The organism is Nocardioides sp., assembly GCF_014360585.1.
Classification (GTDB): Bacteria; Actinomycetota; Actinomycetes; order Propionibacteriales; family Nocardioidaceae; genus Nocardioides.
Genome location: NZ_JACIXG010000052.1, coordinates 1 through 25278, shown reverse-complemented (window position 1 = coordinate 25278; position 25278 = coordinate 1). Strand labels below are relative to the sequence as shown.

Here is a 25278-nt window from a genome sequence, read left to right as displayed (position 1 = left end):
GGCGCAATCCGGTCCTTGTTTCGCTCCGGTCCGTTTGCGCCGACTCGGGTCTCGCTAAACGCTCACTTCTGCTTCGGCTCCACGACCACGATCGTGGTGAGGATCTTGTCGGCGAAGGTCTGGCGCTTGTCGTCCCACAGCGGCCACAGGTAGCCGATGTAGCAGGCCATGCTGTCGAGAATGTGCACGAACTGGCGGCCGATCGAGAACCAGGTGCCGAGGACCTGGCCGTCGGCTTCCTTGACGACCTTGATGCCGAGGACACCCTTGCCGATCGTGTAGCCGGTCTTGCCCTGCTTCAGGCCGTAGTTCCAGAACAGGAAGGCGAGGGACACGAGGAAGCCGATGAACATGAGGATCCCGCCGATGGCCATGAGCGCCCCGTTGGGCTCGCCGGCCGGCGTGTACATGCCGGTGTTCGGGTCGTACTCCGAGACACCGCCCGCAGCGGCCCCGCCGATGAGCAGGCCGTAGCCGACATAGAACGGGATCATGGCGACCGCGCCGATGAGACCGTCGATGACGAAGGCACCCACGCGTGCACCCCAAGAGGCGTACGGCGGCGTCGGGGCGCCATAGCCGTAGCCGCCCGGAGCGTCGCCGTAGCCGGTGGGAGCGGCAGGAGCGCCGTAGCCCGGCGCGGGAGGCGGCGGCGGAACACTGGGCTGGCCGTAGGGCGGTGCGGGCGGCGGCACCGGCGGTGCGGGCTGGCCGGAGGGGTCCTGGGGTGAGCCAGGGGGCGGGCCGTAGTTAGACATGGGCCGAGTATGGCGACAACGGGACGCAAATGTCAGCGCACACGCCTGAACCCGATCACGCCTGAGAGCGCGGCTCCACGACGACCAGGGTGCCGACGAGCTTGTCGGCGAAGGTCTGGCGCTTGTCGTCCCACAGCGGCCACAGGTAGCCGATCATGCAGAACCCGTCGAGGACGTGGAGCACCTGCCGGAGCGCTGCGAGCGGCGCGCCGATCGTGGCCTGCCCATTTGTGCCCTGCCCATCCGTGGCGGGAGGGGTCTTGCGGACCAGCTTGATCCCGACGACGCCCTTGCCGATGGTGTAGCCGGTGCGCCCCTGCTTGAGGACGTGGTTCCAGACGGCGAAGCCGATGAACCCGATCCAGCCGACCACCGTGACCAGGAGCCCGAAGGCGGTGATGAAGATGCCGGACTCCTGTGACAGCCCACCTCCCACACCGGCGACCAGATAGAACGGCAGCAGCAGGGCGATGTCGATCAGCGCGCCGGCGACGCGGCGACCCCAGCTCGCCAGCGGGGAGCCGGAGGGGACGTACGACTGCTGCGCCCAGGGCGGGGCCTGGGGCTGCTCGCTCGGTCCACGGGTGGGGTCCTGCGGTGCGCCTGGCGGCGGCCCCGACGGCGGGCCCGGGGGTGGACCGGGTGGCGGGCCGAAGTTGGACATCTGTTGGCTCATCTCCTCGAAGGCGCAGACCTGCTGACTGACCGAAGTGCAATCTATCGGGTCATGCAGGGGTTAGCCTGACCATGTGGCTGGGGTGGCGGGAAAGATGGATCGGGCTCAGCGTCGGTTCACGCCGGTCGCGTTTCCCCTGGCCGTCATCTACAAGTTCTACGAGGACCAGGGCAACAACCTCGCCGCGATCATCACCTACTTCGCCTTCATCTCGGTCTTCCCGATCCTGCTGCTCGCCTCCTCGATCCTCGGCTTCGTACTGGAGGGCAACCCGGATCTGCAGGACGCAGTGCTCGACACCGCGCTGGCGCAGTTCCCGATCATCGGCGACCAGCTCGGGCGCAAGGAGCTGACCGGCTCGACCGGCGCGATCATCATCGGTGGTGTGGCTGCCCTCTATGGTGCGCTCGGTCTGGGACTCTCGCTGCAGAACGCTGTCAACACCGCCTGGTCGGTGCCGCGCAACAGCCGCCCCAACCCGATCTTCCTGCGGGTACGGGCGCTGCTGATGCTCGCCGCAGGCGGTCTCGCCATCCTCTCGGTCACTGGGCTGTCACTGGTGCTGAGTCGCACCGACTTCCTCGGTTTCAAGGCGGTCGACATCGGCTACTGGCTGGTCATCCTCGGCACCGTCGTGATCGTCACCGGCCTGCTGTGCGTCGTCTTCCGGATGGCCACGACCCGCGACCACTCCCTCGGCCACGCCCTTCCGGGTGCGTTCACGTTCGCGCTGCTGTGGCAGGTGCTGCAGTACTTCGGCGCGGAGTTCGTCACGAACGTGCTCGCGCCGACCAGCGGCATGAACCAGACCTTCGCGCTGGTCCTCGGTCTGGTCGCGTTCCTCTACATCGCGGCGCTGATGGTGGTGATCTCGATCGAGGTCAACGTCGTCTACGCCCGTCACCTGTGGCCGCGTGCGCTGCTCACCCTCTTCACCGACGACGTCGAGCTGACCGAGGCCGACCGTCGCGCCTACGCGAGCTATGCCCTGATGCAGCGCCACAAGGGCTTCGAGACGGTCGCGGTCACCTTCGACGGCCCCGACGGCAACACCCACGAGATCGTCATGGATCCGTCCTGGCTCCGCAAGACCGCCCGGCGGATCCGTCGCCACGACGAGTTCAGCCAACCGCTGCCGCCGAGCAAGCCGCCACCCCCGTTTCCGCCGGGCACCCTGCGGTCGGTGCCGGGGCCCGACAAGGATGGGCCGGACGAGCAGGACGAGCTCGCGGGCCCTTAGCGCTGCTCCCGCAGCGGCACGAAGCGATACCAGCCATGACCGCTGAGCTGCACCTCGCCTGTCGCGGACCGCTCCACCAGCGTCATCAGCCCGGCGACCGGGATCACCATCCGACCCGGCGCAGCGAGCTGGTCCACCAGCTCGGGCGGCAGCACCTCGGCCTCGGCGGAGACGAGGATGCGATCGTACGCAGCTCGCTCGGGCCACCCGAAGACACCGGGCCTCGCCCGCTCGATGCGGGCCCACGGCTGGTCGGTCGCTGCCAGGTTCCGGCGGCCGAACCTGACCAGAGAGGGCTCCAGCTCGACCCCGACGACGCTCCCCTCGGGGCCGGTCAGGTGGGCGAGCAGTGCCGTGGACCAGCCCGACCCCGAGCCGACGTCGAGCACCGCGTCGCCCGGCGTGACCTCGAGGAGGCGGAGCATGTCGGCCACCGTTCGTGGCTGCGAGTTGGTCTGTCCGCGGCCGATGGGAAGCGGCTGGTCGAAGCCCGCGCTGCCACGCATCTCGCGAGGGAGGAAGCCCTCTCGCGGAATGGCTGCGAATGCATCCAGGACCGGGTCCACACGACCAGTTAAGCACCGTATGGTCTCCCCATGACTGAGTCGCCTGAAACCCCTGCCGAGCTCGTCCACCTCGACGTCGCCGATGGAGTCGCCACCATCACCCTCGACTCGCCGGCCAACCGGAACGCGCTCTCTCGCCAGCTGGTCACGGAACTGTTCGAGGCCCTGCACGCTGCAGACAAGGACTCCTCGGTCAAGGCGGTCGTGCTTCAGGCCACGGGCACCGTCTTCTGCTCCGGCGCCGACCTCTCCGAGGCCGCGACGGTGCCGATGGAGGAGGGCACCCGCGGGATCGTACGTCTGCAGCGCACCATCGTCGCCCTGACCAAGCCCGTCGTGGCCAAGGTCCAGGGACCGGTGCGCGCGGGTGGCCTCGGCCTCGTGGCCGCCGCCGACATCGCGATCGCCGCCGACACCGTCTCCTTCGCCCTCACCGAGGTCCGGCTCGGCCTGGCCCCTGCCGCGATCTCCCTCTCGATCCTGCCCCGGATCGACTCCCGCGCGGCCTCCCGCTACTTCCTCACCGGCGACAAGTTCGACGCCGCCGAGGCCGCCCGCATCGGCATCCTGACCGCCGCCGTCCCCGCCGCCTCCCTCGACGACGAGGTCGCCGCCATCACCGCGTCGCTGCTCGAGGGCTCCCCGCAGGGTCTGCGCGAGACCAAGCGCCTCATGGTCCGCGGCCTGGTCGAGCACATCGACGCCGGCGGCGAGGAGATGGCCGCCCTCTCCGCCCGCCTCTTCGGGTCCGACGAGGCCCGGGAGGCGATGACCGCCTTCCTGACCCGCAAGCGGTAGTCGACAGGTGGCACCCGTGCCCGCATAAACCCACGTCGGGGGTAGAGTTGTCTCCTTGCCGTGCGCCATGGGGGGCGCACGGCGGGTGTGGATCTTTTTGACGGGGGAACATCCAGTTGAACGACAAGCTGGCTGAGCGCGAGATCGCTCAGGAGCAGGACTTCGTAGATCGCGTCTACCTCCAGCTGATGGAGTCGGCGCGCGCTGCGCAGGAGCTGGCCCAAGAGGGTCGCGACCGCGGCCGCCTAGGGCACGAAGGCGGGTTGGTCGAGCGCGACGCGTTCGCCTACCAGGCGGCGCGACGCATCGCGCAGCTCGATGCTGCTCACGAGGGCCTGGTCTTCGGCCGCCTCGACATCGACCCGGAGATCGACCCGAAGCCGCGTTACGTGGGTCGCATCGGTCTGCGCGACGCCGACCGCGACTCGCTGCTGATCGACTGGCGGGCGCCGGCCGCCGCCGTCTTCTACCAGGCCACCGCGGTCGAACCGCGGTCGGTGATCAGGCGCCGCGTGCTCCGGTCCGAGGGCCAGAACGTGGTTGGCGTCGAGGACGAACTGCTCGACGCTGACGCTCTCGAACGCTCCGGCACCGACCTGCCGATCGTCGGCGAGGGTGCGCTCATGGCCCAGCTCAGTCGTGCCCGCGACCGCACGATGCACTCCATCGTCGCGACCATCCAGGCCGAGCAGGACAAGGCCATCCGTGCACCGGGCAAGGGCGTGACCACGATCTCCGGTGGTCCGGGCGTCGGCAAGACCGTCGTGGCTCTTCACCGGGCCGCCTACCTGCTCTACACCGAGCGTCGCCGTTACGAGTCCGGTGGTGTGCTCATCATCGGCCCGAGCGGCGTGTTCATGCGCTACATCGAGCGCGTGCTGCCCTCTCTCGGCGAGACCGCCGTGGCGCTGCGTTCGCTGGGCGAGGTCGTCGACGGCGTACGCGCGACCTGGCACAACGACCCTGCGGTCGCCGACGTCAAGGGGTCCTCGCGGATGGCCGAGGTGCTGAGGCGCGCCGCGCGTCAGCAGGCGCCTGGATCGCCTCGCGAGTTCAAGGTCTTCTACCGCGACGACTCGCTGCGTCTGGACGGGAAGCGGCTCGGTGAGCTGCGCCGTCAGCTGATGAGCCAGGGCCGCCGCAACCAGCAGCTGCGCCGCGTACCTCAGCTGCTCCTCGACCTCCTCTGGCGTCAGGTACGCGGCGACCGCGGTCGCGAGCGAGGCCGCGAGGCCTTCAACGACGAGATGCTCGACCACCCCGCCTTCCTCGAGTTCGCCGCCGACTGGTGGCCGGCGCTGGAGGCGCGTGAGGTGCTCGGTTGGCTGCGCGAGCCCGAGTTCCTCTCCCGCGTCTCCGAGGGAATCTTGACGTACGACGAGCAGCAGCTCCTCCTCAAGTCGTGGGCCGGACGTGGGCTGAGCGACGCAGATCTGGCCATCGAGGACATCCCGCTGCTCGACGAGCTCCGCTACGCCCTCGGCGATGTGCCCGAGCAGGTCGCCGACGAGCGTGACGCCGACCAGGGCGGCATCGACATCGCCGAGCTGATGACCGCCTCCGACCGTGAGTTCGCCTCCGGCCGCGGCTGGCGTCCGCCGACCTACCGCATCGACGACGACCCGTTCGCCCACATCCTCATCGACGAGGCCCAGGACCTCACCCCGATGCAGTGGCGGATGGTCGGTCGCCGGGGGCGTACGGCCTCCTGGACCATCGTCGGCGACCCCGCCCAGTCCTCGTGGCCGGTGCCTGCCGAGTCCGAGGCGGAGCGGGCCAAGGCGCTGGAGGGCAAGGCCGTCCACGCGTTCCACCTGTCGACGAACTACCGCAACTCGGCCGAGATCTACGACTTCGCAGCCGCCTACGCCGAGCGGGTCGGCCTCGACGCCGACCTGCCGACCGCGGTCCGCTCCACCGGCGTCGAGCCGCAGGTCATCGAGCATGCGGTCGATCTGGAGAAGGCCACCCGGGAGGCGGTCGGTGAGATCGCTGCGCAGGTCGGCGGCACCATCGGCATCGTGGTCCCGGCCGCGCGGCGCGCCGAGGTCAACTCGTGGCTGGCGGCGTGGTCGGAGTTCGCAGATGACGCTCCCTCCGCCGCGGCTTCTGCCGCCGACCCGACCTCGGTGCCCTCCGGCGAGGACCGCATCGTCGTCCTCACCGGCCTGGACACCAAGGGCCTCGAGTTCGACGGCATCGTCGTGGTCAGCCCCGACGAGATCGAGCGGGAGTCGGCCACCGGCCGCGCCACCCTCTACGTCGTCCTCACCCGAGCCACCCAGCTGCTGACCACCGTCTCCTGACACCCCCCCATCGCCGAGTCGGCGCAAACTGACCAGATCGATCGCCGAGTCGGCGCGTTAGAACGCGCCGACTCGGCGATGGCTGGGCGACCTAGAGGGCTGCGATCCAGGGGTGGTCGGGCAAGGTCTGCTCGAGTGCGCCGCGCAACCACCTGCGGTCGCGGTCGTTGAGCAGCGGTGCGGTGGCGTCGAAATCGGCCTGATCCTTTGGGCGCAAGCCCTTGGCCTTGTAGAGCAGCTGGATCTCAGGGGCTAGATAACGTACGCCGTCCCGCTCCCAGAGCGCATCGCGCATCGGCATGCGGATCGACGGATCGCGACGGTACTCCCACAGCCGGGCTGATCCGGGCGAGAGCACGATGTCGTACTCCCATGGGCTCGACGCATCCCGCCTCACCCAGAGTTGGCCCTCGGTCTCCCACAGGGCGACGTCGGGGTCGTCGTCGACGTCATCATCAGGCAGTAGCGGACGCAGCGCCGTGGACCCGGCCGCCCAGACGTCGAAGCGCCCAGCCAGATGCTTCCGCAACAAGGACAGATCCTCACGCAGGATGCTGAGGTCGGTGTCGTGATGATCGCGGTGTACGCCGGTGAACGCTTCGATCGCCCAGCCACCGGTGATCCACCACAAGCCAGGATAGTCCTCGAGGAGCGCGGCGACATCCGCCGGCGTGTGCGGCGCTGAGGGCCCGTAGAGCCGCTCGAACTCGTCGTTGCTCAAGTCGTTGACGCCCACCGGCCGAGCCTAGCCGTCATAGCCGACTCGGCGTGTCTGTCCCGTCTGAATCCGCCGAGCCGGTGGGAGGGAGTCAGCCGACGGACGGCTGGGCGTCGGCGGTGACCTCGACACCCTCGGCGAACTCGACGAGCTGCTCGTCGGTGAGGTGGAGGCTGCTCCACATCTGGATGGCGACGGTGAAATCGCCGTGGGCGTACTTGAGCACCGTCGCACCATCAGGGGTGGTGACGAGCGATGCCGGTTGGCCGGAGACCGAGGTGTTGGCCGGGTCCGCGGGTGCCGTCGCGCTCGACTCGAGCATCACCACGATCTTGTCCTGGAAGTCGCTGACCGAGGACTTGTCCCCGGGGCGGGCGACGGCGAGGACGTACGGGTCGGATCCCTGCAGCACGAAACCCTCGGGCACCTTCGCCACGGTGAAGCCGGGCACCTGGGCGCCGTCGTAGTCGACGAGCCGTACGCTGTCGGCTGCCTGGACGGTCGGTGCGCCCTCGTTGCCGGCGGTCAGCGCGATCCCGCCGAACGCGCCGCCGACCGCGAGGGTCAGCGCCGCGCCGCCGAGGGCTGCGCGCTTGATCCGGCGTCGGGAGAGCGCCTGGTGGCCACGGCGCAGGTCGGCGGCGGCATCGTCCGTCGAGGCGGCCGGGTCGGGGGTCAGGCGGGCGAGGCGGTCGATCACGTCGTTCATCGGGAGTCTCCTGTCAGTTGGGTGGGGGCGAGCAGCGCCCGGAGCTTGTCCAGGCCGCGCGCGGTCTGGGACTTCACGGTTCCGGTGGAGCAGGTGAGTGCGTCGGCGACCTCCTCGACCGAGAGGTCGTGGACATGGCGGAGTACAACGGCAGCGCGCTGCCGGGGCGGGAGGTCGGCCAGCGCCGCGACCAGCTCGGGATCGACCATCGCCGGGTCCTCGACGGGGGCCTCGGGCAGCGAGACCGCGCCCTGCTCCCGCCGGAAGAACGGGCGCCTGCGGTGGTCGGTCAGGCAGTTGACCAGGGTGCGGCGAGCGTACGCAGCGGGCTGCTGGGAAGCGCGCCCCCAGGCCAGGTAGACCTTGACCAGGGTCGTCTGGACCAGGTCCTCGGCCAGATGGGCGTCGCCGGCGGTCAGCAGTCGGGCGGTGCCGACGAGCTGCGCGCGGTGGCTGCGTACGAAGGCCTCGAACTCGGCATCGTGGGAACGTCTCACGCACTGTCAACGGATGCGGGGCATCGTCGGGTTGCACGGGCCCACCATCCGAATCGAATGGGTCAGGCGTCAGCGCGCGGATTAGGCTCATCCCATGACGACCAACAGCCCTGCCAGGACCGCGATCGAAGAGATCACGGGGCACGAGGCGTGGGCGATCATCCGACGCTCCTCGCGGGCCGGCGACCGGGACACGGTCGGGATGCTGGCGGGCACCAGATCGGTGGTCGAGTCGCTGCTCGACGTACCTCTCGAAGAGGGCACCCCGGAGCCGGGGAAGGTGGCCGACCGGCTGCTCGCGGTGCCGTTCCGGCAGGTGAGCGAGCGAGGCTTCGAGGCCCACGACGACGGCACCCCGCTGGTGGTCGTCGACGTGGAGCGCGAGTGGGAGTTCTCCGTCGCCGAGGTGATCGAGGCGCTTCCCGACGTCCCCGTGGAGTTCACCGACCGCGGTGGGTTCGACGTGGACGACGACACCTACGCCGACCTGGTCAAGACCGTCATCGAGGACGAGATCGGCCAGGGCGAGGGCGCCAACTTCGTGATCGGCCGCCACTACCGGGCCCAGCTCGAGGACTGGAACCACGAGCGCGCGCTCACCGTGCTGCGCCGCCTCTTGGAGCGCGAGCGCGGGGCGTACTGGACCTACTGCTTCTTCACCGGCGACCGCTACCTCATCGGCGCCTCGCCCGAACGGCACGTGAGCGTCCACGGCGGCGACGTCCGGATGAACCCGATCTCCGGCACGTTCCGGCTGCCGCGGGACCTCGAGGGCAGCCCGGAGAAGATCGCCCACGACCTCAAGGGGCAGCTGACCGACTTCCTGAAGGATCAGAAGGAGGTCTACGAGCTCTTCATGGTGGTCGACGAGGAGCTCAAGATGATGTGCGACATCTGTGACCAGGGCGGCCAGGTGCTCGGGCCGTTCCTGAAGCCGATGTCGCGGCTGATCCACACCGAGTATCTGCTGGCGGGTCGCTCGGCGCGGGACCCGCGCGAGATCCTGCGCGACACGATGTACGCCGCCACGGTCACCGGGTCGCCGGTGGAGAACGCGTGCCGGATGATCAAGAAGTACGAGCCGGAGGGCCGTGGCTACTACGCCGCCGCGCTCGCGCTGCTCGGCCGGGACGAGTCCGGTGCGCCGACGGTCGATTCGCCGATCGTGATCCGGACCGCGGATGTGTCGCTGACCGGGGAGCTGAAGGTGAGCGCCGGGGCGACGCTGGTGCGGGACTCCGACCCTGTCTATGAGGTGGCGGAGACGCACGCCAAGGCCGGCGGGATCCTGTCGGCCTTCGGGCTGGTGTCGGCCGCGCCGGCGCTCGCGCAGGACGTCTCCGAGCTGGTCAACGACGAGGACCTGCTGCTGACCCTGGCCGCGCGCAACCGCCGGCTGTCGTCGTTCTGGCTCACCGACCCGGGCGCCGAGGAGCCCTCGGCCCACCTCGCCGGCAAGCACGCGGTGATCCTCGACGGCGAGGACGACTTCGTACGCATGCTGCGCCACGTCCTTCGCGTGCTCGGCATGACCTCGTCGGTCGTCCGGCACGAGGACTATGTGGACGGTGCCTTCGAAGGTGCTGATCTCGTCATCGTCGGGCCCGGGCCGGGTGACCCGCGTGACGGAACTGATCCCAAGATGGCCAAGCTGCGCGCCGCCGTGGCGTCGCTGCTCGAGGCCGGCCAGCCGTTCCTAGCGGTCTGCCTCGGCCATCAGGCGCTGTGCCACCAGCTCGGGATCGGGCTGCACTACAAGGACATCGTCTTCCAGGGCACCCAGACCCGGGTCGGTCTCGGGTTCGGTGGGCGGCCCCGTCGCGAGCGCGTCGGCTTCTACAACACCTTCGTCGGGCGGGTGGGGTCCACGGAGCTGCCCGCGGGGGTGTCGGTCGATGCCGATCCCGAGACCGGCGACATCCACGCCATCTCCGGGCCGCACTACGCCGGCATCCAGTTCCATGCGGAGTCGGTCCTCACCGAGCGCGGCTATGACCTCATCCACGACGTCGTCAGCGACTTGCTAGCGCAATGAGCGAGCGTCAGCGAGCGCTCATCGGGTCTTTCATCGGGCCACGTCCGTACCCTGGCGCTTGCGCTACGGAGGTGGCCCGATGAGCGATGTCGTCGTGGTCGACCACCACGACTCCTACGTGTGGAGTCTGGTCCACATGATCGCGCAGGTCACCGGTGAGATGCCGGACGTCGTCGAACATGACGAGGTGAAGCTCGGGGACCTCGGGGGCTACACCCATGTGGTGCTCTCGCCCGGTCCCGGCCACCCTGCCGATCCGGCGGACTTCGCGGTCGGGCGGGACGTGCTCCTGGAGGCCGGTCGACCTGTCCTCGGCGTCTGTCTGGGGATGCAGGGGCTGGTGACCGCCTACGGCGGCGTCGTCGACCGGATCGAGCCGGCGCACGGCGAGGTCGCGCAGGTCACGCACGACGGGCTCGGGGTCTTCGCGGGCCTCCCCGCGCCGCTCGAAGCGGTCCGCTACCACTCGCTTGCTGCTGTCTCTGTGCCCGATGTCCTCGAGGTGACAGCCCGTTCCGAGGACGGGGTCGTGATGGGCGTACGTCACCGGTCACTGCCGTTGGAAGGGGTGCAGTTCCACCCCGAGTCGGTGCTCTCCCAGCATGGTGCGGCGATGCTCGCGAACTTCTTGGGCCGTCCGGGGCCACGATGAGCGTCGAGGATCTCTTCGCCGAGGTGGCCCGTGCCCACCCCCGCTGCGTCTGGCTGGACGGCGGCGGTGGGCGGGAGTGGTCGGGCAGCCGGTCCTTGATCGGCTGGTTGGAGGACGACGACGTCTCGCTGACCTACTCGGCCGCGCGCCGCGAGGTGCTCCGCCACGCCAGCGGCCGGTCCGAGGTGGTCGGTGACGACATCTGGCAAGTGCTCGAAGCCGAGATCGGAGCGGGCGAGCAGTGGTTCGGCTACCTCGGCTACGCCTGCCGTACCGACCTCCCTGCGACCGCGTCGACAGACATCCCCGACGCAGTGTGGATGAGGCCGTCGCGCGTTCGGATGTTCGACCATGTCGGGGTAGTCCGGGAGCAAACTGCCCATATACCCGCGAGTAATAGGCAGTTCGCTACCGGACTACCCCGACGTGCCGCCTACATCGCCGCCTTCGACCAGGTTCAGGAGGCACTTCGGGCCGGCGACACCTACGAGGCCAACCTGACCTACCGCACGACGGTCCACACCGAGGCCGACCCGGTGGAGACCTACCTGCGACTCAGGAGCACCAACCCCGCCCCGTACGCAGGGTTCCTCCAGCACGACGTCGCCGGCCACGCGGCATGGCTGCTGAGCTCGAGCCCGGAGCGGTACGCGCTGATCGACGCCGACCGGGCGATCGAGACCCGGCCGATCAAGGGGACGACGCCGCGGGGTGACACGGAGCAGGAGGATGCGGCCAACGCCGAGCACCTGCGGACCGATCCCAAGCTCCGCAGCGAGAACCTGATGATCACCGACCTGCTCCGCAACGACCTGGCGATGGTCTGCGAGCCGGGGACGGTGGACGTGCCCGGCCTGATGCGGGTCGAGTCCTACCCGAGCGTGCACCAGTTGGTCAGCACGGTCAGAGGTCGCCTCCGGGACGAGATCACCACGATCGAGGCGCTGCGCAGGCTCTTCCCCGCCGGGTCGATGACCGGCGCGCCCAAGCTGCGCACGATGGAGGTCATCGAGCGCGCCGAGCGAGAGCTGGGCGGGCCGAGAGCGGCGTACGCCGGGGCTTTCGGTTGGATCTCCGGCGACGGACCGGCCGACCTGGGCGTCATCATCCGCACGCTGACGACCCACGACACCCACACCTGGCAGATCGGCACCGGCGGCGGGATCACAGTCAGATCCGATCCGGACGAGGAAGCTGCCGAAGCCGGCTGGAAGGCCGAACGCGTACGCGGCGCGCTCGGCCTTCCGGACTGACGATCAGACCGGGACGGAGCCGCTGTACCAGCGCTGCCACGTGATCGAGTAGATGCGGACGGAGCCGCTGCCGATCCGTGAGGCCATGGCCCGGAAGGTGTTGGCGCTGCCGCTGTGGGAGATGGTGCACCGGGTCACGTACGAGTCGGTGTTCACCGTGACCACGGTCTCGAAGGCCTGCGGCTGCAGGTTGGCGGTGCCGCGGCCCTTGATGCGAACGCAGTAGCGGTAGCGGATGTTCGCACTGGTCGAGAAGGACGAGCCGAGGCTGGTCCACGAGGTCGACGACAAGGCCTTGTCGACCGTCGTGGTTCTGAGTGAGCCCCAGCCCGATGCGTTGGCTGGCTGAGGCAGAGCGGCCAGGGCCCCGAGCGCGATCATGAGCGAGACGAGGAGGCCGGCCAGAGCGCGGCCGGGGTTCCGACGGACGTGGGAGTTCAAATCGTGCCCTCAATTCTTGGACGGTGGATCGATGTCCCACCGCTGAACTCGTCATCCTGGACCAGGGGCCGTTGCTCGGACTCCCGTACGAAACCCGTACCCGCTTCACTCGACAGATAACCAAACAGGTGAAAAGTCGGCGACACGTCGAGACACCGGCCGCTGTCTATTGGAACGTTCATAAAACGAGGACTACCGTGGGAGACATCATGGCGACCATCGATGACAAAGCCCTTCCACATGTGATCGTGCTGTTCGGCGCGACGGGTGATCTGGCGCGCCGCAAGCTCCTGCCTGGCCTGCTCAGACTCAACGAGGCCGGGCTGATGACGGACGCGCAGATCGTCGGCACCTCGCTGGAGGAGATGTCCGACGAGGAGTTCATGGCGTTCGCGCGCGAGGCGTGCGAGGAGTTCGGCAAGGGTGACATCACCGACGAGCGGTGGAAGGCCTTCGGCGGGATGCTCTCCTACGTCTCGACCAAGGAGGGCCCGCACGCGCTGGCCGACGTGGTCAAGCTCGCCGAGAAGAAGCTCCAGGGCGCCGGCAGCGACATCCGCCGCCTCCACTACCTCAGCGTCCCGCCACGGGCCGCCCAAGACGTGATCCGCCAGCTCGAGGAGGCCGACCTCGTCGAGCGCGCCCGGATCATCATGGAGAAGCCCTTCGGCACCGACCTCGAGTCGGCCAAGGAGCTCAACGCGAAGATCCACGACGTCTTCTCCGAGGAGCAGATCTTCCGGATCGACCACTTCCTCGGCAAGGAGGCGGCGCAGAACATCCTCGCCTTCCGCTTCGCCAACGGACTCTTCGAGCCGATCTGGAACCGCAACTTCATCGACCACGTCCAGATCGACATCCCCGAGACACTGGGCCTCGAGGGTCGCACCGCGTTCTACGAGAGCACCGGCGCCTACCGCGACATGGTCGTGACCCACCTGATGCAGGTGCTCGCGTTCATGGCGATGGAGCCGCCGACCTCGCTGGCTCCCGACCCGATCGGCGAGGAGAAGAACAAGGTCTTCCGCTCGATCCAGCCGCTGAAGCCGAAGAACGTCGTCCGAGGTCAATACTCCGGCTACCGCGGCAAGAACGAGGTCGCCGACGACTCCGACACCGAGACCTTCATCGCGATGAAGGTGATCATCGACAACTGGCGCTGGGCGGGCGTGCCGTTCTTCCTGCGCACCGGCAAGAAGCTGGCCGAGGGCGCGCGGATCATCTCGATCGCGTTCAAGGAGCCGCCGCTGACGATGTTCCCGGCCAACTCCGGTGCCGGCACCCAGGGCCCCGACCACCTGACCTTCGACCTGGCCGACCAGTCGAAGATGTCGCTGTCCTTCTACGGCAAGCGCCCCGGCCCGGGGATGAAGCTGGAGAAGCTGTCCATGCAGTTCTCCACGCAGGACACGACCTCCTCGACCGGTGTCCTCGAGGCGTACGAGCGGCTCATCCACGACGCCATGCGCGGCGACCACACCCTCTTCACCACCGCCGAGGGCATCGAGACGCTCTGGGAGATCTCCCAGCCGCTCCTCGAGAACCCGCCGCCGGTGCGGCTCTACGCTCCCGGCTCCTGGGGCCCCAACTCGATCCACCAGCTGATCGCCCCGCACGCCTGGCGCCTCCCCTTCGAGCGCTCCTGGCGCGAGACGAAGAAGCACTAGCCCGCTAGGGGGCGTTGGCGCTGAGCTGCTCCAGGAGGGCCTCGGCGGCACGGTCGATGGCGTCGCCGTCGTAGGGCTCCAGGTCGACGGAGTTGAAGCTCTGGATCAGGGACCGGTTCTGGACGAAGCCGGTGACGGCGTACGAGCTGACGCCCTGCTGCTTGACCATTCGGGCGTCGTCGGCGCCCTTGATCTCGGGCTGGCTGACGTCCCCGGACTGCACGTCCATCGTCTTCCACGCCTCCGCGAGGGTGCCGTTGAAGGGCAGGTAGTTCAGTTCGTACGCGGTCCCGCCCGAGTCCTCGGGAAGGAGTGCGCAGCGGGGTGCCGCCGAGGTGCCCCTCTCGACGCGGAGCTGTGCGCCCAGGGCCTTCTCGACGGGGGCGATGTCGAGCCCGTCGCACGGGTTGAACGTCTCCTGCGAGGAGTGGTCCGAACCCGACGCGGACGCCGACGCGGAAGGCGAGTCGGGCTCCTCGGCCCCACAGGCGGCGAGCGATAGCAGCACCAGCAACGCTGGCGCCAGGACGGCGTACTTCATCGGGTCAACCCTCAATTGTTCAGCACCGCCGTGGGCGGTTCGGTGGGCCGGGGTGTGGCCGAGCCGGGCAGGCGCATGATCATCCGTGCGCCGCCGTGCGGCGAACGGGCGGCCGAGACCGATCCGCCGGTGCGCTCGGCGACCTGCCGGACGATAGCGAGCCCGAGCCCGGATCCGGGCATCGAGCGGGCCTCGGTCGAGCGGTAGAACCGGTCGAAGATGTAGGGGATGTCGTCCTCGGCGATGCCGGGGCCCTCGTCGTCGACGGTGAGCTCGCCGTCGCGCAGTCCGATGTGTACGGTCCCCGACTCCGGCGACCACTTGGCAGCGTTGTCGAGCAGGTTGGTGATCGCCCGCTCCAGCGAGCTGGTATCGGCCATCACCCACCACGGTGTCAGCTCCTCGGTGAACGTGACCGAAGGTGCGCGCAGGCGTACGCGGGAGAGTGCCCGGTCCACCACCTCGGAGAGGTCGACCGTCTCGAGCGTCGGCTCGGCGGGCGCGTCGCGGGCGAGCTCGACGAGATCGCCGATCAGGTTGGTGAGCTCCTCGATCTGGGCGCGGATGTCGCCGAGCAGCTCCGCCCGCTGCTCGCCCGTGATCGAGGCATCGGCCTGGGTGAGGAGCTCGACATTGGTGCGGAGCGAGGTCAGCGGCGTACGCAGCTCGTGCGAGGCGTCTGCCACCAGCTGCCGCTGGCGGTCCCGGGACGCGGCGACGGTGGAGAGCATCCGGTTGAACGAGGTCGCCAGCTGGGCGATCTCGTCGTCGCCCTCGACCGGGAGAGGGGTGAGATCTTCGGTGGTCGCGATCCGGTCGACCGAAGCGGTCAGTCGTCGCACCGGCCGTAGTCCACCGGCCGCCACCACCCATCCGGCGAACGCTGCGGCGACGACGCCGGCTGCACCGAACAAGAGCACGACGAAGCCGAGCCGCTTGTACATCTCCTTCTGCGGCTCCAGCGACTGCGCCAGCATCAGCGCGGTATCGCTGCCGGAGATCGGCACCGTCGCAACCCGGAAGTCGCCGTCCCCGGTCGCGATAGTCCGCACCATCATCGGCACCTCTCTCGTGGCGACCTTCACCTCGGGCGGGCCCGGACGGGGAAAACTCTCCTGCGTCGGCGACCAGGAGTCGTGGTCGCTCACCTCGGCGACCTGGATGTCGCTGGCGTTCAGGACCCAGGTGGGGACGGTCTCGCCCGTGCGGGTGTTGCGGATCAGTAACGGGTTCTCCGCCGCAGCCGTCGCCCGGCTGAGCAGCGACTCGTCCATGTTGGCCTGCAGCTGGATGCGTACGGCGAAGTAGAGCCCGATCGCAATCATCGCGATCGAGCCGGCGACCGCGAGGGTCGTCAGCAGAGTGACGCGGCCCGCCAAGGAGCCGCGGTAGCTCGAGCCGGCGGCGGTGGTGATCGGGCTGGTCACGGGGCCGCTCACGGCTCCTTCAGGACATAGCCGATGCCGCGTACGGTGTGGATCAACCGCGCCTCGCCCTCGGCCTCGGTCTTGCGACGCAGATAGCCGACGTAGACCTCCAGCGAGTTGGCCGTGGTCGGGAAGTCGTAGCCCCACACCTCTTCGAGGATGAAGGACCGGTCGAGTACGCGGCGGGGCCGGCGCAGGAACATCTCCAGGAGCGTGAACTCGGTGCGGGTGAGCTCGATGGACCGCTCGCCCCGGGTCACCTCGCGGGTGGTGGTGTTCATGGACAGGTCGGCGAAGTGGAGCGTCTCCTCGTCGTCCTCGCCGATCGGGGCAGCTCGGCGCAGCAGCGCGCGCAACCTGGCCAGCAGCTCCTCGAGCGCGAACGGCTTCGTGAGGTAGTCGTCCGCCCCGGCGTCCAGGCCGTCGACGCGGTCGCCGACGGCGTCGCGGGCGGTCAGCACCAGGATCGGTACGTCGTTGCCGGCCGCCCGCAGCGCCTTGGTGGCCTCGATGCCGTCGAGCCGAGGCATCATCACGTCCATCACGACCACGTCGGGGCCGTGGTTGGCGATACCGGCCAGCGCCTCGGCGCCGTCGCCGGCCAGGGCGACCACGTAGCCGTTGAACTCCAGCGACCGGCGCAGCGACTCCCGCACGGCCTTGTCGTCGTCGACGACCAGCACGTGCGGCTTGTCGCCCGGGCCGTCGCTGGACCCATCACGGGGAGTGGCAGGGCTGTTCACACTCCTACCTTGCCACCCCTCGCTGAGTCGCTACTGAGAACGACCCGCACGATCCCTAAGCGTTCTCCTTGCGGAAGGTCGAGATGCCCCACCAGACCGCGAGCGCGAACAGGACGGCCGTCCAGCCGACGCCCCAGCCGATGTCGGCGATCCCGAGGTCACCGAAGAACGAGGCGCGAACCGCGTCGACGATGTGCTTGGTCGGGATGACGTCGGCCAGCGTCTGGAGCCACTGGGCGCCGAAGCTCATCGGCAGGAAGATGCCCGACAGCAACAGGATCGGCATCAGCAGCATGTTCGTCACCGGCGCCATCACGTCCTCGCTCTTCACGAGCAGCGCGAACGCGTTGGAGGCAGCGGCTCCCGCCCCACCGATCATCACGGTGATCGCGATGCCGACGAGGATCCCGACGGGCTTGAAGTCCATACCCATCAGCAGGCCGAGGGCGACCAGGATGATCGCCTGCACCAGGATCTGCAGCAGGTCGCGGTAGAGGCGACCGAACAGCAGCGCGCCGCGCGACGCCGGGGTGACCCGCTCGGCCTCGATGACACCCTCGCGCCACTCGCCGATGAGCGAGAAGCCGGCGAACATCGCGCCGAAGATGCCGAGCTGGACGAGCATGCCGGGTACGAACCAGTTGTAGGCGTTGCCACCGAGCTGCTCGATCAGCGGCTCGAGCAGCGGACCGAAGAGCAGCAGGTAGAGGATCGGCTGCATCACTCCGATGAGCACCCAGGCCGGGTTGCGGAGGTTCATCCGCAGCTGCCGGTTGAAGACGACCATCGACTCCCGGAAGAAACCGGATTTCAGGACAGGCTGCTCGAACTCAGTCATCAGTTGACCTCCTGGATCTCGGCTGCCGAGTCGGCCTCGGGTGTGCCTGCCTCGGCGTCGCGCAGCGAGCGGCCGGTCAGCGTCAGGAAGACGTCGTCCAGGGTCGGGCGGGCGACCTCGATCGACTCCAGCGAGACGCCGCTGGACTCCAGGTCGCGGAGCAGGCCGGGGACGGCCTTACCGGCCCGCGGCACCCGGCCGCTGACGAATCGATCGTCCACCTCGACGCTCTCCGAGATCGAGGCGAGCTTGTCGCGCGCGATCGCCACCTGCTCGTCCCCAGCGACCTCCAGGGAGACCAGGTCGCCGGAGACGGCGGCCTTGAGGTTCTCCGGGGTGTCGTTGGCGACGATTCGGCCCTGGTCGATGACCACGAGCCGGTCAGCCAACGTGTCGGCCTCATCGAGGTAGTGGGTGGTCAGGAAGACCGTCGCCCCATGGTCCGTACGCAGCGAGGCGATGTGGTCCCACAGGTTGGCCCGCGCCTGCGGGTCGAGCCCGGTGGTGGGCTCGTCGAGGAAGACCAGCTTCGGGGCGTGGATCAGCGCCATCGCGATGTCGAGGCGGCGCTTCTGCCCGCCGGACATGTTGCGCGGCTTGCGGCGCCACAGCCCGTCGAGCTGGAGCCTCTCGAAGAGCGCCTGACCGTGGGCGACGGCGTCCTTCTTGGACATCCCGTAGAGCATGCCGTGGTCGACGACCTCGTCGCCGGCGTAGGCCCCCGAGAAGGTCGATCCGACCTGGGAGCAGTAGCCGATGCTCCTGCGGACGTCGACGGACTGCGTGGCCACGTCGAAGCCGGCCACGGTGGCCGTGCCGGCTGTGGGCTTGAGGAGGGTGGTGAGGATGCGGAGCGTGGTTGTCTTGCCTGCGCCGTTCGGGCCCAGGAAGCCGACCACCTCGCCCTCTTCGACGTCCAGGTCGACTCCGTCGACCGCGACGACTTCTTTCTTCTGCTTGCCATGGCCGGAGGCGAAGGTGTGCCTCAGGCCGCGTGCGTGAATCATTTGTCACTCCCTTGTGCGTGCAAGTCACAGACAAGCACGGACCACCGACAACGAGCACCCGGTTTAACCGGGCTATTCAAACTTGAATATCGTGAGTGTTCAATTTTGAACCCAAGGTTGTCAAGACGGCTCCGGACCCACCCGTGCGGACTCAGCCGCGCAGCATCTCCCGGTAGCGCTTGCGGTCGGCGTCCATCTGCCAGCCCGGGTCGTCGTCGGCAGGCGCCCAGTCGGGCGCGTCGCCGGCGAAGGAGAGCTTGCCGCTGCGTACGTCGTCGAGGACCTCCACCAGCCACGCCCGCTCCGTGCGGAGCTTGTCGAGCTGGAGGTGCAGTGCTGCGATGGCGTGGGGCGGCGCCATGCTGGCGTTCACCCGGGCCGCGGCGTCGAGCTCCTTGATCGTGCGCTCCAGGTTCTTCAGTCGGACGCTCAGGTGCCGGGTCGCGGCTGGTCGCTCCAGCAGCAGCATCAGCGAGAACGCGGCGTAGAAGGAGACGCCGTTGTAGGCGTCGACGGTCTCCATCGAGCGGGCGACCAGGCGCTCCAGCTCCGTCCGGCCGCCCGCGCTGATCTCGTAGACCGCGACCGGACGCCCGTTGTCGACCAGATCGTGCCTGGTCAGATGGCCCTTCTCGGTGAGCGAGGTCAGCGCGTGGTAGATCGAGCCCGGGTTGATGTTGGCCCATTGGTCGACCTGCCACGACATCAGCTCGCGCCGGATCTGATAGCCGTTGACGGGTTCGAACAGCGCCACTGCCCCGAGCAGCAGCATGCGTGTGTCGTCTCCGGCCATACGGAGATTCTAAGGGCGACACGACCGGTCTCAGCGAGACGTCAGCTGCCACAGGTGTCCGTCGGGGTCCGCGACGAGCGCGCGGTACTCGCCCCATGGCGCCGCCTCCGGCTCGAGCACGCCGCGCCCCTTCTCGATGGCCGCCGCATAACGAGCCTCGACCTCCTCGCGCGAGCCGAGCCCGATGGTGACCAGGCACTGCTTCGGGCCCTCCGGCGCGGGCAGGGTCGCCGCATCCATCGGCTTGTCCCCGAGCTGACCGGTGACCCACTTGAACCCGCCGGTCGGGATCATCATCACCTCGCAGGAGTCCGAGAGCGTGGCCCGCAGTGGCTCGGGGACCCCGTCGTCAGCGAGCTCGCCGGGAGTCTCGAGGCCGAGGCCGTCGCGGAGGAAGACATGGGACCGGGCGCGATCCCGGGTGGGCAGGGCGATCGTCGTACGCATCCGGAGCTCCTCAGTGACAGCAGTGGTCGGCGGTCGGGGTGGTGTCTGATCCGAGATCGTCGTCGCGTCCCGCGGCGAGCCGCGACCACTGCGCCGTAGGCCGACCGCTCACGCCGGCGCGGTGGTTGGTCGTCGGCGACTCCTCGCTGCGGAACTGGCTGCCGTCGATGCCCGTGCGCCGTGGCCAGCCCTCGGGTGAGTCCTCCCAGATCTCCTGCCGTCCGTAGACGGTCATGTCCAGGATCCCGTACGACGCCGACATCGGCTCCACGCCGCGACCGGTCGTGCGGTAGGTCTCGAAGACCCGGTCGCCGTCGCGCAGGTAGCAGACCTTGCCGCCGAAGAATCCGCGGGCGTCGAGGGTGCCCCACGACTCCTCGGGCACGGAGTACCACGGCATCTCCCAGCCCATGAAGTCCCGGTAGCGAGAGCTCTCCGGATAGGGGCCCTGGCAGAAGACGGCGTAAGTCACCCCGCGCGAGTGCAGGTAGCCGAGCTCGCTCACGCCGCCGCTGAAGAAGGTGCACCCCTCGCACTGGTCGGCGGCGGCGTGGCCGGTGTGCCACATGTGGTAGCTCGCGAACAGCTGCGTACGCCCCTCGAAGGCGTCCAGCAGGCTGACCCGTCCGGCGGAGCCGACGAGCGGTGCGGCCGCGTCGACCTCGGTCATCGGGAGCCTTCGGCGTGCCGCGGCGAGAGCGTCACCCGCGCGGGTGTGCTCCTTCTCGCGGCCGAGTAGCGCATCGCGCTCGTGCAGATAGGTCGTCCGGTCGACGACAGGCGGAAGTGAGGTCGTGGGCATGCTGGTTATGTTAAACATAGTTGATACTCTTGTGAAGAGAGTTTGGAGGATCGATGCCGAAGAAGCAGACGTACGCCGCCCTGGGTGATGCCTGCGCGACAGCGCACGCGATGGACGTCATCGGGGACCGGTGGAGCATTGTGATCGCGCGTGAGCTGATGCTCGGTCCGCGCCGGTTCGCGGACCTCGCATCTGCCGTCGTCGGGATCACGCCGGCCGTCCTCACCTCCCGCCTGAAGGCGCTGCGAGACAGTGGCGTCGTCGAGCAGGCACAGCTCGACGATCTCGGACAGACCCGCGTCTACCGGCTGACCGAGTGGGGACAGGGGCTGGAGGACGTGATGCGCTCGCTCGGGCGCTGGGCGCAGCGCTCGCCCGCCTTCCCGGTGCCGGAGGGCAGCATGACCCCCGACGGGGTGATCGTCGCGATGCGCACCATGGCGCCCTATGCCGACCTCGCAGCGTCGGGCGGTGGCCCGGTCCGGATCGCGATCGAGCTGCACGACGAGCGGCGTCCCGCCGCAGGCGTACGCCGCTACGCCCTGCACTGGGACGAGGACCGTTTCGAGCTGACCGAGGGCGCCGACGATGCCCCCGAGGCTACCGTCACCGGCGACTCGTCGGCCTGGGCCGACGTGATCTTCGCCGGGGCGCCGGTCGTGGCGGTGGGCGTCGAGGGCGACCGGCGCGCCGTGGAGCGGGTGGCCGCTGCGTACGCGACCGTCGCGTAGGCCTGGGACCTCTGGCTCTGATGACGTGGAGTCCGGGCTCACTACCCTTGATGGGTTCGAACGACTCGGAGAGGATCGACGTGACCCTGAACCTGACCTACGGGGACCTCGGAGACGCGTGCGCGGCTGCCCACGCTCTGGACCTGATCGGTGATCGGTGGAGCCTGATCGTGGTGCGCGAGCTGATGTTCGGGCCGCGTACGGCACGTGACCTGGAGTCCTCCGTGATCGGGGTCGACACCGCGGAGCTCAAGGACCGGCTGCAGTTCCTGGAGCACGCCGGGGTCGTGGTGGAGACCGAGCTCGGCTACATCACCAAGACGACGGCCTACGCCCTTACTCCTTGGGGGCGCGAGCTCGAGTCGATCCTCGGAGCACTCGGGCGCTGGGCCCACGGCTCGACACGCTTCCCGATCATGTCCGCCGGAATGACACCCAGCGGCGTGATGGTGGCGATGCGCACGATGGTGCCTCCGGGCAGTGCGGTCACCCCGGAGCCGATCAGCGTCGCCTGGGAGCTGACGGACGCACGCCGTCCTGACGCCGACCCGCAGCAGTTCCGGCTGATCTGGAACGGCAACCAGTTCGATCTCGCCGAGGGAACCCTCGAGGACGCGGACGTCACCATCGCGGGCGACTCGACGGCCTGGACCGGAGTGGTGTTCATGGGCTACCCCGTGGACGCGGCGATCGCCGAGACCGGGCTCGAGGTCGAGGGAGACCGGGCCGCGTTGGACCGCGTGCTCGGGCTGTTCGCGGACACGCTCGCCCAGGCCAGCTGACGCGCCACTAGGGAGCCGGGTCGGCGCAGAAGGCGATCAGCTCACCGTCGGCCTTGCCCTGCTCGATCAGGTGACCGACGTCGAGCGTGACGTGCTCCAGCTCGCCGAGCGATGAGCGGATGATGGCGCTCTCCCGGCGCCAGGGCGCGATCGTCGGGGGCGCCAGGCAGTGGTGCTGCTCGAGCATCGTGGCGAGCTCGGGCTGCTCCTTCTTCGCCAGCGACCGAGGCTCGGACTGCTGGGCCAGGGCAACCAGACAGAAGGCTGCCAGCGCCGTCAGCGCGCATACCTTCATGGCGACGACGACGAACGTCAGCGGTCGCGGGGTGTCCGAGTGCACGTTTTTCCCAACGACGGACGGGCTCCACGGTGACGGTCCATGTTGGGGTTCGGGCGCGGTGTGACGTACGTCCCATCCGGGCGCCGGGAGCGGACGAGGGCCAGACTCGCTAGTGTCGCGTCATGCCTTCGCGTACGTCTTCTTGGTTCTCCTCGCCCGCCGAGGCCGTCACCCGGCTGGGAGACGTCGGCTATCTCGCGGACGGCTCGACCGCGTTGACGACCTATCTGGCAGGGGCGCTGGAGAAGCCGGTGCTCGTTGAAGGGCCGGCCGGTGTGGGCAAGACCGAGCTGGCCAAGGCGATCACCCGCGCGACCGGCGCGGAGCTCGTCAGGCTGCAGTGCTACGAGGGTCTCGACGAGGCCCGGGCGCTGTACGAGTGGAACTACAAGAAGCAGCTCCTCCGCATCCAGGCGGTGGACGACGGTCAGGCCTGGGAGGAGACCCACGGCGACATCTTCTCCGAAGAGTTCCTGCTGACCAGGCCGTTGCTGACCGCGATCCGCCGCGAGGAGCCGACGGTGCTGCTCATCGACGAGGTCGACAAGACCGACGTCGAGGTCGAGGGTCTGCTGCTCGAGGTGCTCTCCGACTTTCAGGTGACGATCCCCGAGCTCGGCACGATGGTCTCGACCCGTCGTCCGCTCGTGGTGCTCACGTCCAACGCCACCCGCGAGCTCTCCGAGGCGCTCAAGCGACGCTGCCTCTATCTCCACCTCGACTATCCCGACGCTGACCGCGAGCGGGAGATCGTGCTGTCCCAGGTGCCTGGTCTCGACGACAAGGTGGCGCGTCAGCTCGTCTCCGTGATCGGCCGGCTGCGCGAGCTGGAGCTGAAGAAGTCACCCTCGATCGCCGAGTCGGTCGACTGGGCGCGCACCCTGATCGCGCTGGAGATCACCGACCTCTCCGACAAGGCCGTCGCCGACACCCTCGGCGTCATCCTCAAGCACTCCTCCGACGTCGACCGCGCCGTCCGAGAGCTGCGGTTGAAGAGGTGACCCTCCTCGACCGGCACATCGAGTTCCTCGAAGCGCTTCGGGGAGCGGGGCTGCCGGTGTCGCTCTCGGAGGGCCTCGACGCGGTCACCGCCATGGGCCTGATCGGCTGGAACGATCGCCAGCAGGTCAAGGAGGCGTACGCCGCGACCCTGGTCAAGCGCGCCAACCAGCGCGCCACCTTCGACGGGCTCTTCGAGCTCTACTTCCCGCGGATGATCGGCTCCGGCATGGACGCGGAAGCAGAGGCAGCGGGGGTGGCGAAGGACGGGCCCGAGGCTCTCGACGAGTTCACCGAGCGGCTGGCGGAGGCGCTGCAGGCCGACGACGTCGAGATGCTCCGTCAGCTGGCCGCCGAGGCGGTGGCCCGCTTCGGGGCGATGCCCGGTCGCGGCCCGGGTCTGAGCTCGTGGTCGTCCTACACCGCGCTGCGTCGGCTCTCGACCGACGAGCTCACCTCGCGCCTCATCGAGGGGCTTCAGCAGGGCGGTTGGACCGAGGAGGAGGCGGCGCGCGCCGGGACCCGGCGCGTGGATCGGTTCAGCGGTCTCGTCGAGGCCGACGCCCGCCGCCGGATCGCGGAGGAGAAGGGCCCCGAGCAGATCGCCAAGATCGCCGTCCGCCCGACCATCGAGAAGCTCGACTTCCTGCACGCCCGTCGGGCCGACCTGGAGGCGCTCCGGCGCGAGATCTACCCGCTGGCGCGCCGGCTGGCGACCAGGCTCACCCAGGAGCACCACGCCCACCGCCGCGGAGCGGTGGATCTGCGGCGTACGCTGCGGTCCTCGATGTCCACCGGCGGCGTCCCCGTCGACCTGCGCTACCGGCCCAAGCGGCCGCATCGCACCGAGCTGGTGATCCTGTGCGACGTGTCGGGTTCGGTGTCCAACTTCGCGACCTTCACGCTGATGCTCGTCTTCGCGCTGCGGGAGCAGTTCGGGAAGGTGCGCGCGTTCACCTTCGTCGACGAGATCCACGAGGTCACGTCCTACTTCAAGCCCGGCGCCGACCTGGTCGACACGATGACCGAGCTGACGAAGGCGACCGAGCACTCTGCTCGGATGGGCCGCACCAACTACGGCCGCGCCTTCTCCCTCTTCCAGGAGCGCCACGCCGACGCCCTCGGCCCCAAGTCGTCGCTGCTGATCCTCGGCGACGCCCGCTCCAACTACTCCGACCTCGCCGTCGACTCGTTGCGCGCGATGGCCGAGTCGAGCCGCCACGCCCACTGGCTCAACCCCGAGGTCCGTACGCAGTGGGACACCGGCGACTCCGAGGCGGCCCGCTATGGGTCGATCATCGAGATGCGGGAGTGCCGCAACCTCACCCAGCTCTCCGAGTTCGTCCACGACCTCGCCTGATGGTCCCGCTGGTCGAGCCGCGAGGCCGCCCGCGGCCGAGCGTGTCGAGACCAACACAGTCCCATCGAGCGCGACAGGGGACTGTGTTGGTCTCGACACGCCGGCGTTCGTCCCTCTCGACGGCGGCTCGTCCAGCAGCCGGCGGGGGTCAC

27 protein-coding genes are annotated in these 25278 nt (G+C 69.0%); 11 read left to right on the top strand and 16 right to left on the bottom strand.

Translation table 11 applies throughout. The features are described 5' to 3' along the window. Window positions 1-62 precede the first annotated feature (62 nt). Together H5T77_RS16970 and H5T77_RS16965 are read right to left on the bottom strand one after the other, a co-directional pair. A complete protein-coding gene (locus H5T77_RS16970) occupies window positions 63-758 on the bottom strand; it encodes an RDD family protein (protein ID WP_292651185.1) in 696 nt (231 codons plus the stop codon). Window positions 759-813: 55 nt separating this feature from the next. Continuing rightward, window positions 814-1434 carry an RDD family protein gene (locus tag H5T77_RS16965; RefSeq protein WP_292651184.1) on the bottom strand — a complete coding sequence of 207 codons (621 nt, stop codon included), beginning with the start codon at window positions 1432-1434 and terminating at the stop codon, window positions 814-816. A gap of 94 nt (window positions 1435-1528) precedes the next feature. On the opposite strand from H5T77_RS16965, the gene H5T77_RS16960 reads away from it, so the two are divergent. Next, the gene (locus H5T77_RS16960) at window positions 1529-2674 is read left to right on the top strand and encodes a YihY/virulence factor BrkB family protein (RefSeq protein WP_292651183.1); all 1146 of its coding nucleotides are present in this window, start codon (window positions 1529-1531) and stop codon (window positions 2672-2674) included. Here H5T77_RS16960 and H5T77_RS16955 read toward each other — a convergent pair. Beyond that, window positions 2671-3240, bottom strand: coding sequence for a protein-L-isoaspartate O-methyltransferase family protein (locus H5T77_RS16955; protein WP_292651182.1), 570 nt, complete (start codon window positions 3238-3240; stop codon window positions 2671-2673). The genes H5T77_RS16960 and H5T77_RS16955 overlap by 4 nt on opposite strands. A gap of 30 nt (window positions 3241-3270) precedes the next feature. On the opposite strand from H5T77_RS16955, the gene H5T77_RS16950 reads away from it, so the two are divergent. Together H5T77_RS16950 and H5T77_RS16945 are read left to right on the top strand one after the other, a co-directional pair. After that, complete coding sequence (locus tag H5T77_RS16950) at window positions 3271-4038, top strand: enoyl-CoA hydratase family protein (RefSeq protein ID WP_292651180.1); 768 nt, start codon at window positions 3271-3273, stop codon at window positions 4036-4038. 116 nt (window positions 4039-4154) lie between these two features. Next, window positions 4155-6344 (top strand): HelD family protein, encoded by a 2190-nt coding sequence (locus H5T77_RS16945; RefSeq protein ID WP_292651178.1) that lies wholly within the window; start codon window positions 4155-4157, stop codon window positions 6342-6344. A 91-nt stretch (window positions 6345-6435) separates the two neighbouring features. Here the strand turns inward: H5T77_RS16945 and H5T77_RS16940 are convergent, their stop codons facing one another. From H5T77_RS16940 to H5T77_RS16930, 3 genes are all read right to left on the bottom strand, one after another. After that, window positions 6436-7080, bottom strand: coding sequence for a nucleotidyltransferase domain-containing protein (locus H5T77_RS16940; RefSeq protein ID WP_292651177.1), 645 nt, complete (start codon window positions 7078-7080; stop codon window positions 6436-6438). 73 nt (window positions 7081-7153) lie between these two features. After that, window positions 7154-7771: a hypothetical protein gene (locus H5T77_RS16935; RefSeq protein ID WP_292651175.1), complete on the bottom strand. Its 618-nt coding sequence runs from the start codon at window positions 7769-7771 to the stop codon at window positions 7154-7156. After that, window positions 7768-8268: a SigE family RNA polymerase sigma factor gene (locus tag H5T77_RS16930; RefSeq protein WP_292651173.1), complete on the bottom strand. Its 501-nt coding sequence runs from the start codon at window positions 8266-8268 to the stop codon at window positions 7768-7770. Before H5T77_RS16930 ends, H5T77_RS16935 begins: the two co-directional genes overlap by 4 nt. 94 nt (window positions 8269-8362) lie before the next feature. Here H5T77_RS16930 and H5T77_RS16925 point away from each other — a divergent pair, with 94 nt between their 5' ends. The 3 genes from H5T77_RS16925 to H5T77_RS16915 all read left to right on the top strand — a co-directional run bounded on the left by H5T77_RS16925 (window position 8363) and on the right by H5T77_RS16915 (window position 12208). Beyond that, window positions 8363-10303 (top strand): anthranilate synthase family protein, encoded by a 1941-nt coding sequence (locus H5T77_RS16925; RefSeq protein ID WP_292651171.1) that lies wholly within the window; start codon window positions 8363-8365, stop codon window positions 10301-10303. Between the two features lie 79 nt (window positions 10304-10382). Beyond that, window positions 10383-10955, top strand: coding sequence for an anthranilate synthase component II (locus H5T77_RS16920; protein ID WP_292651168.1), 573 nt, complete (start codon window positions 10383-10385; stop codon window positions 10953-10955). After that, window positions 10952-12208, top strand: a complete 1257-nt coding sequence (locus H5T77_RS16915; protein WP_292651166.1) for an anthranilate synthase component I family protein — start codon at window positions 10952-10954, stop codon at window positions 12206-12208. Before H5T77_RS16920 ends, H5T77_RS16915 begins: the two co-directional genes overlap by 4 nt. 3 nt (window positions 12209-12211) lie before the next feature. On the opposite strand, the gene H5T77_RS16910 is transcribed toward H5T77_RS16915, so the two are convergent. After that, the gene (locus H5T77_RS16910) at window positions 12212-12649 is read right to left on the bottom strand and encodes a hypothetical protein (protein ID WP_292651164.1); all 438 of its coding nucleotides are present in this window, start codon (window positions 12647-12649) and stop codon (window positions 12212-12214) included. A 209-nt stretch (window positions 12650-12858) separates the two neighbouring features. Between H5T77_RS16910 and zwf the strand changes: the two genes are divergently transcribed. Continuing rightward, window positions 12859-14316, top strand: coding sequence for a glucose-6-phosphate dehydrogenase (zwf, locus tag H5T77_RS16905; protein WP_292651162.1), 1458 nt, complete (start codon window positions 12859-12861; stop codon window positions 14314-14316). A 4-nt stretch (window positions 14317-14320) separates the two neighbouring features. Here zwf and H5T77_RS16900 read toward each other — a convergent pair whose 3' ends face one another. From H5T77_RS16900 to H5T77_RS16865, 8 genes are all read right to left on the bottom strand, one after another. Then, window positions 14321-14857 (bottom strand): hypothetical protein, encoded by a 537-nt coding sequence (locus H5T77_RS16900; protein ID WP_292651160.1) that lies wholly within the window; start codon window positions 14855-14857, stop codon window positions 14321-14323. Between the two features lie 11 nt (window positions 14858-14868). Continuing rightward, a complete protein-coding gene (locus H5T77_RS16895) occupies window positions 14869-16296 on the bottom strand; it encodes a sensor histidine kinase (RefSeq protein ID WP_292651159.1) in 1428 nt (475 codons plus the stop codon). After that, on the bottom strand, window positions 16293-17027 hold the full coding sequence (locus tag H5T77_RS16890) for a response regulator transcription factor (protein WP_292651157.1): 735 nt from the start codon (window positions 17025-17027) through the stop codon (window positions 16293-16295). Before H5T77_RS16890 ends, H5T77_RS16895 begins: the two co-directional genes overlap by 4 nt. 55 nt (window positions 17028-17082) lie before the next feature. Next, a complete protein-coding gene (locus tag H5T77_RS16885) occupies window positions 17083-17865 on the bottom strand; it encodes an ABC transporter permease (RefSeq protein WP_292651155.1) in 783 nt (260 codons plus the stop codon). Then, window positions 17865-18872 (bottom strand): ATP-binding cassette domain-containing protein, encoded by a 1008-nt coding sequence (locus tag H5T77_RS16880; protein ID WP_292651153.1) that lies wholly within the window; start codon window positions 18870-18872, stop codon window positions 17865-17867. Before H5T77_RS16880 ends, H5T77_RS16885 begins: the two co-directional genes overlap by 1 nt. Before the next feature lie 151 nt (window positions 18873-19023). Beyond that, on the bottom strand, window positions 19024-19665 hold the full coding sequence (locus H5T77_RS16875; RefSeq protein WP_292651151.1) for a PadR family transcriptional regulator: 642 nt from the start codon (window positions 19663-19665) through the stop codon (window positions 19024-19026). Between the two features lie 30 nt (window positions 19666-19695). After that, complete coding sequence (locus tag H5T77_RS16870; RefSeq protein WP_292651150.1) at window positions 19696-20112, bottom strand: VOC family protein; 417 nt, start codon at window positions 20110-20112, stop codon at window positions 19696-19698. 10 nt (window positions 20113-20122) lie between these two features. Beyond that, window positions 20123-20914 carry a DUF899 family protein gene (locus H5T77_RS16865; protein ID WP_292651147.1) on the bottom strand — a complete coding sequence of 264 codons (792 nt, stop codon included), beginning with the start codon at window positions 20912-20914 and terminating at the stop codon, window positions 20123-20125. A 53-nt stretch (window positions 20915-20967) separates the two neighbouring features. Here H5T77_RS16865 and H5T77_RS16860 point away from each other — a divergent pair, with 53 nt between their 5' ends. Continuing rightward, on the top strand, window positions 20968-21645 hold the full coding sequence (locus tag H5T77_RS16860) for a winged helix-turn-helix transcriptional regulator (protein ID WP_292651146.1): 678 nt from the start codon (window positions 20968-20970) through the stop codon (window positions 21643-21645). A gap of 80 nt (window positions 21646-21725) precedes the next feature. Further along, window positions 21726-22427 (top strand): winged helix-turn-helix transcriptional regulator, encoded by a 702-nt coding sequence (locus tag H5T77_RS16855; protein ID WP_292651144.1) that lies wholly within the window; start codon window positions 21726-21728, stop codon window positions 22425-22427. 7 nt (window positions 22428-22434) lie between these two features. Here the strand turns inward: H5T77_RS16855 and H5T77_RS16850 are convergent, their stop codons facing one another. Beyond that, the gene (locus tag H5T77_RS16850; protein WP_292651142.1) at window positions 22435-22767 is read right to left on the bottom strand and encodes a hypothetical protein; all 333 of its coding nucleotides are present in this window, start codon (window positions 22765-22767) and stop codon (window positions 22435-22437) included. Window positions 22768-22889: 122 nt separating this feature from the next. Between H5T77_RS16850 and H5T77_RS16845 the strand changes: the two genes are divergently transcribed. Then, window positions 22890-23768, top strand: coding sequence for an AAA family ATPase (locus tag H5T77_RS16845; protein WP_292651140.1), 879 nt, complete (start codon window positions 22890-22892; stop codon window positions 23766-23768). Next, a complete protein-coding gene (locus tag H5T77_RS16840) occupies window positions 23765-25126 on the top strand; it encodes a vWA domain-containing protein (protein WP_292651139.1) in 1362 nt (453 codons plus the stop codon). The genes H5T77_RS16845 and H5T77_RS16840 overlap by 4 nt, the downstream gene beginning before the upstream one ends. The last annotated feature ends 152 nt before the right edge of the window (window positions 25127-25278 follow it).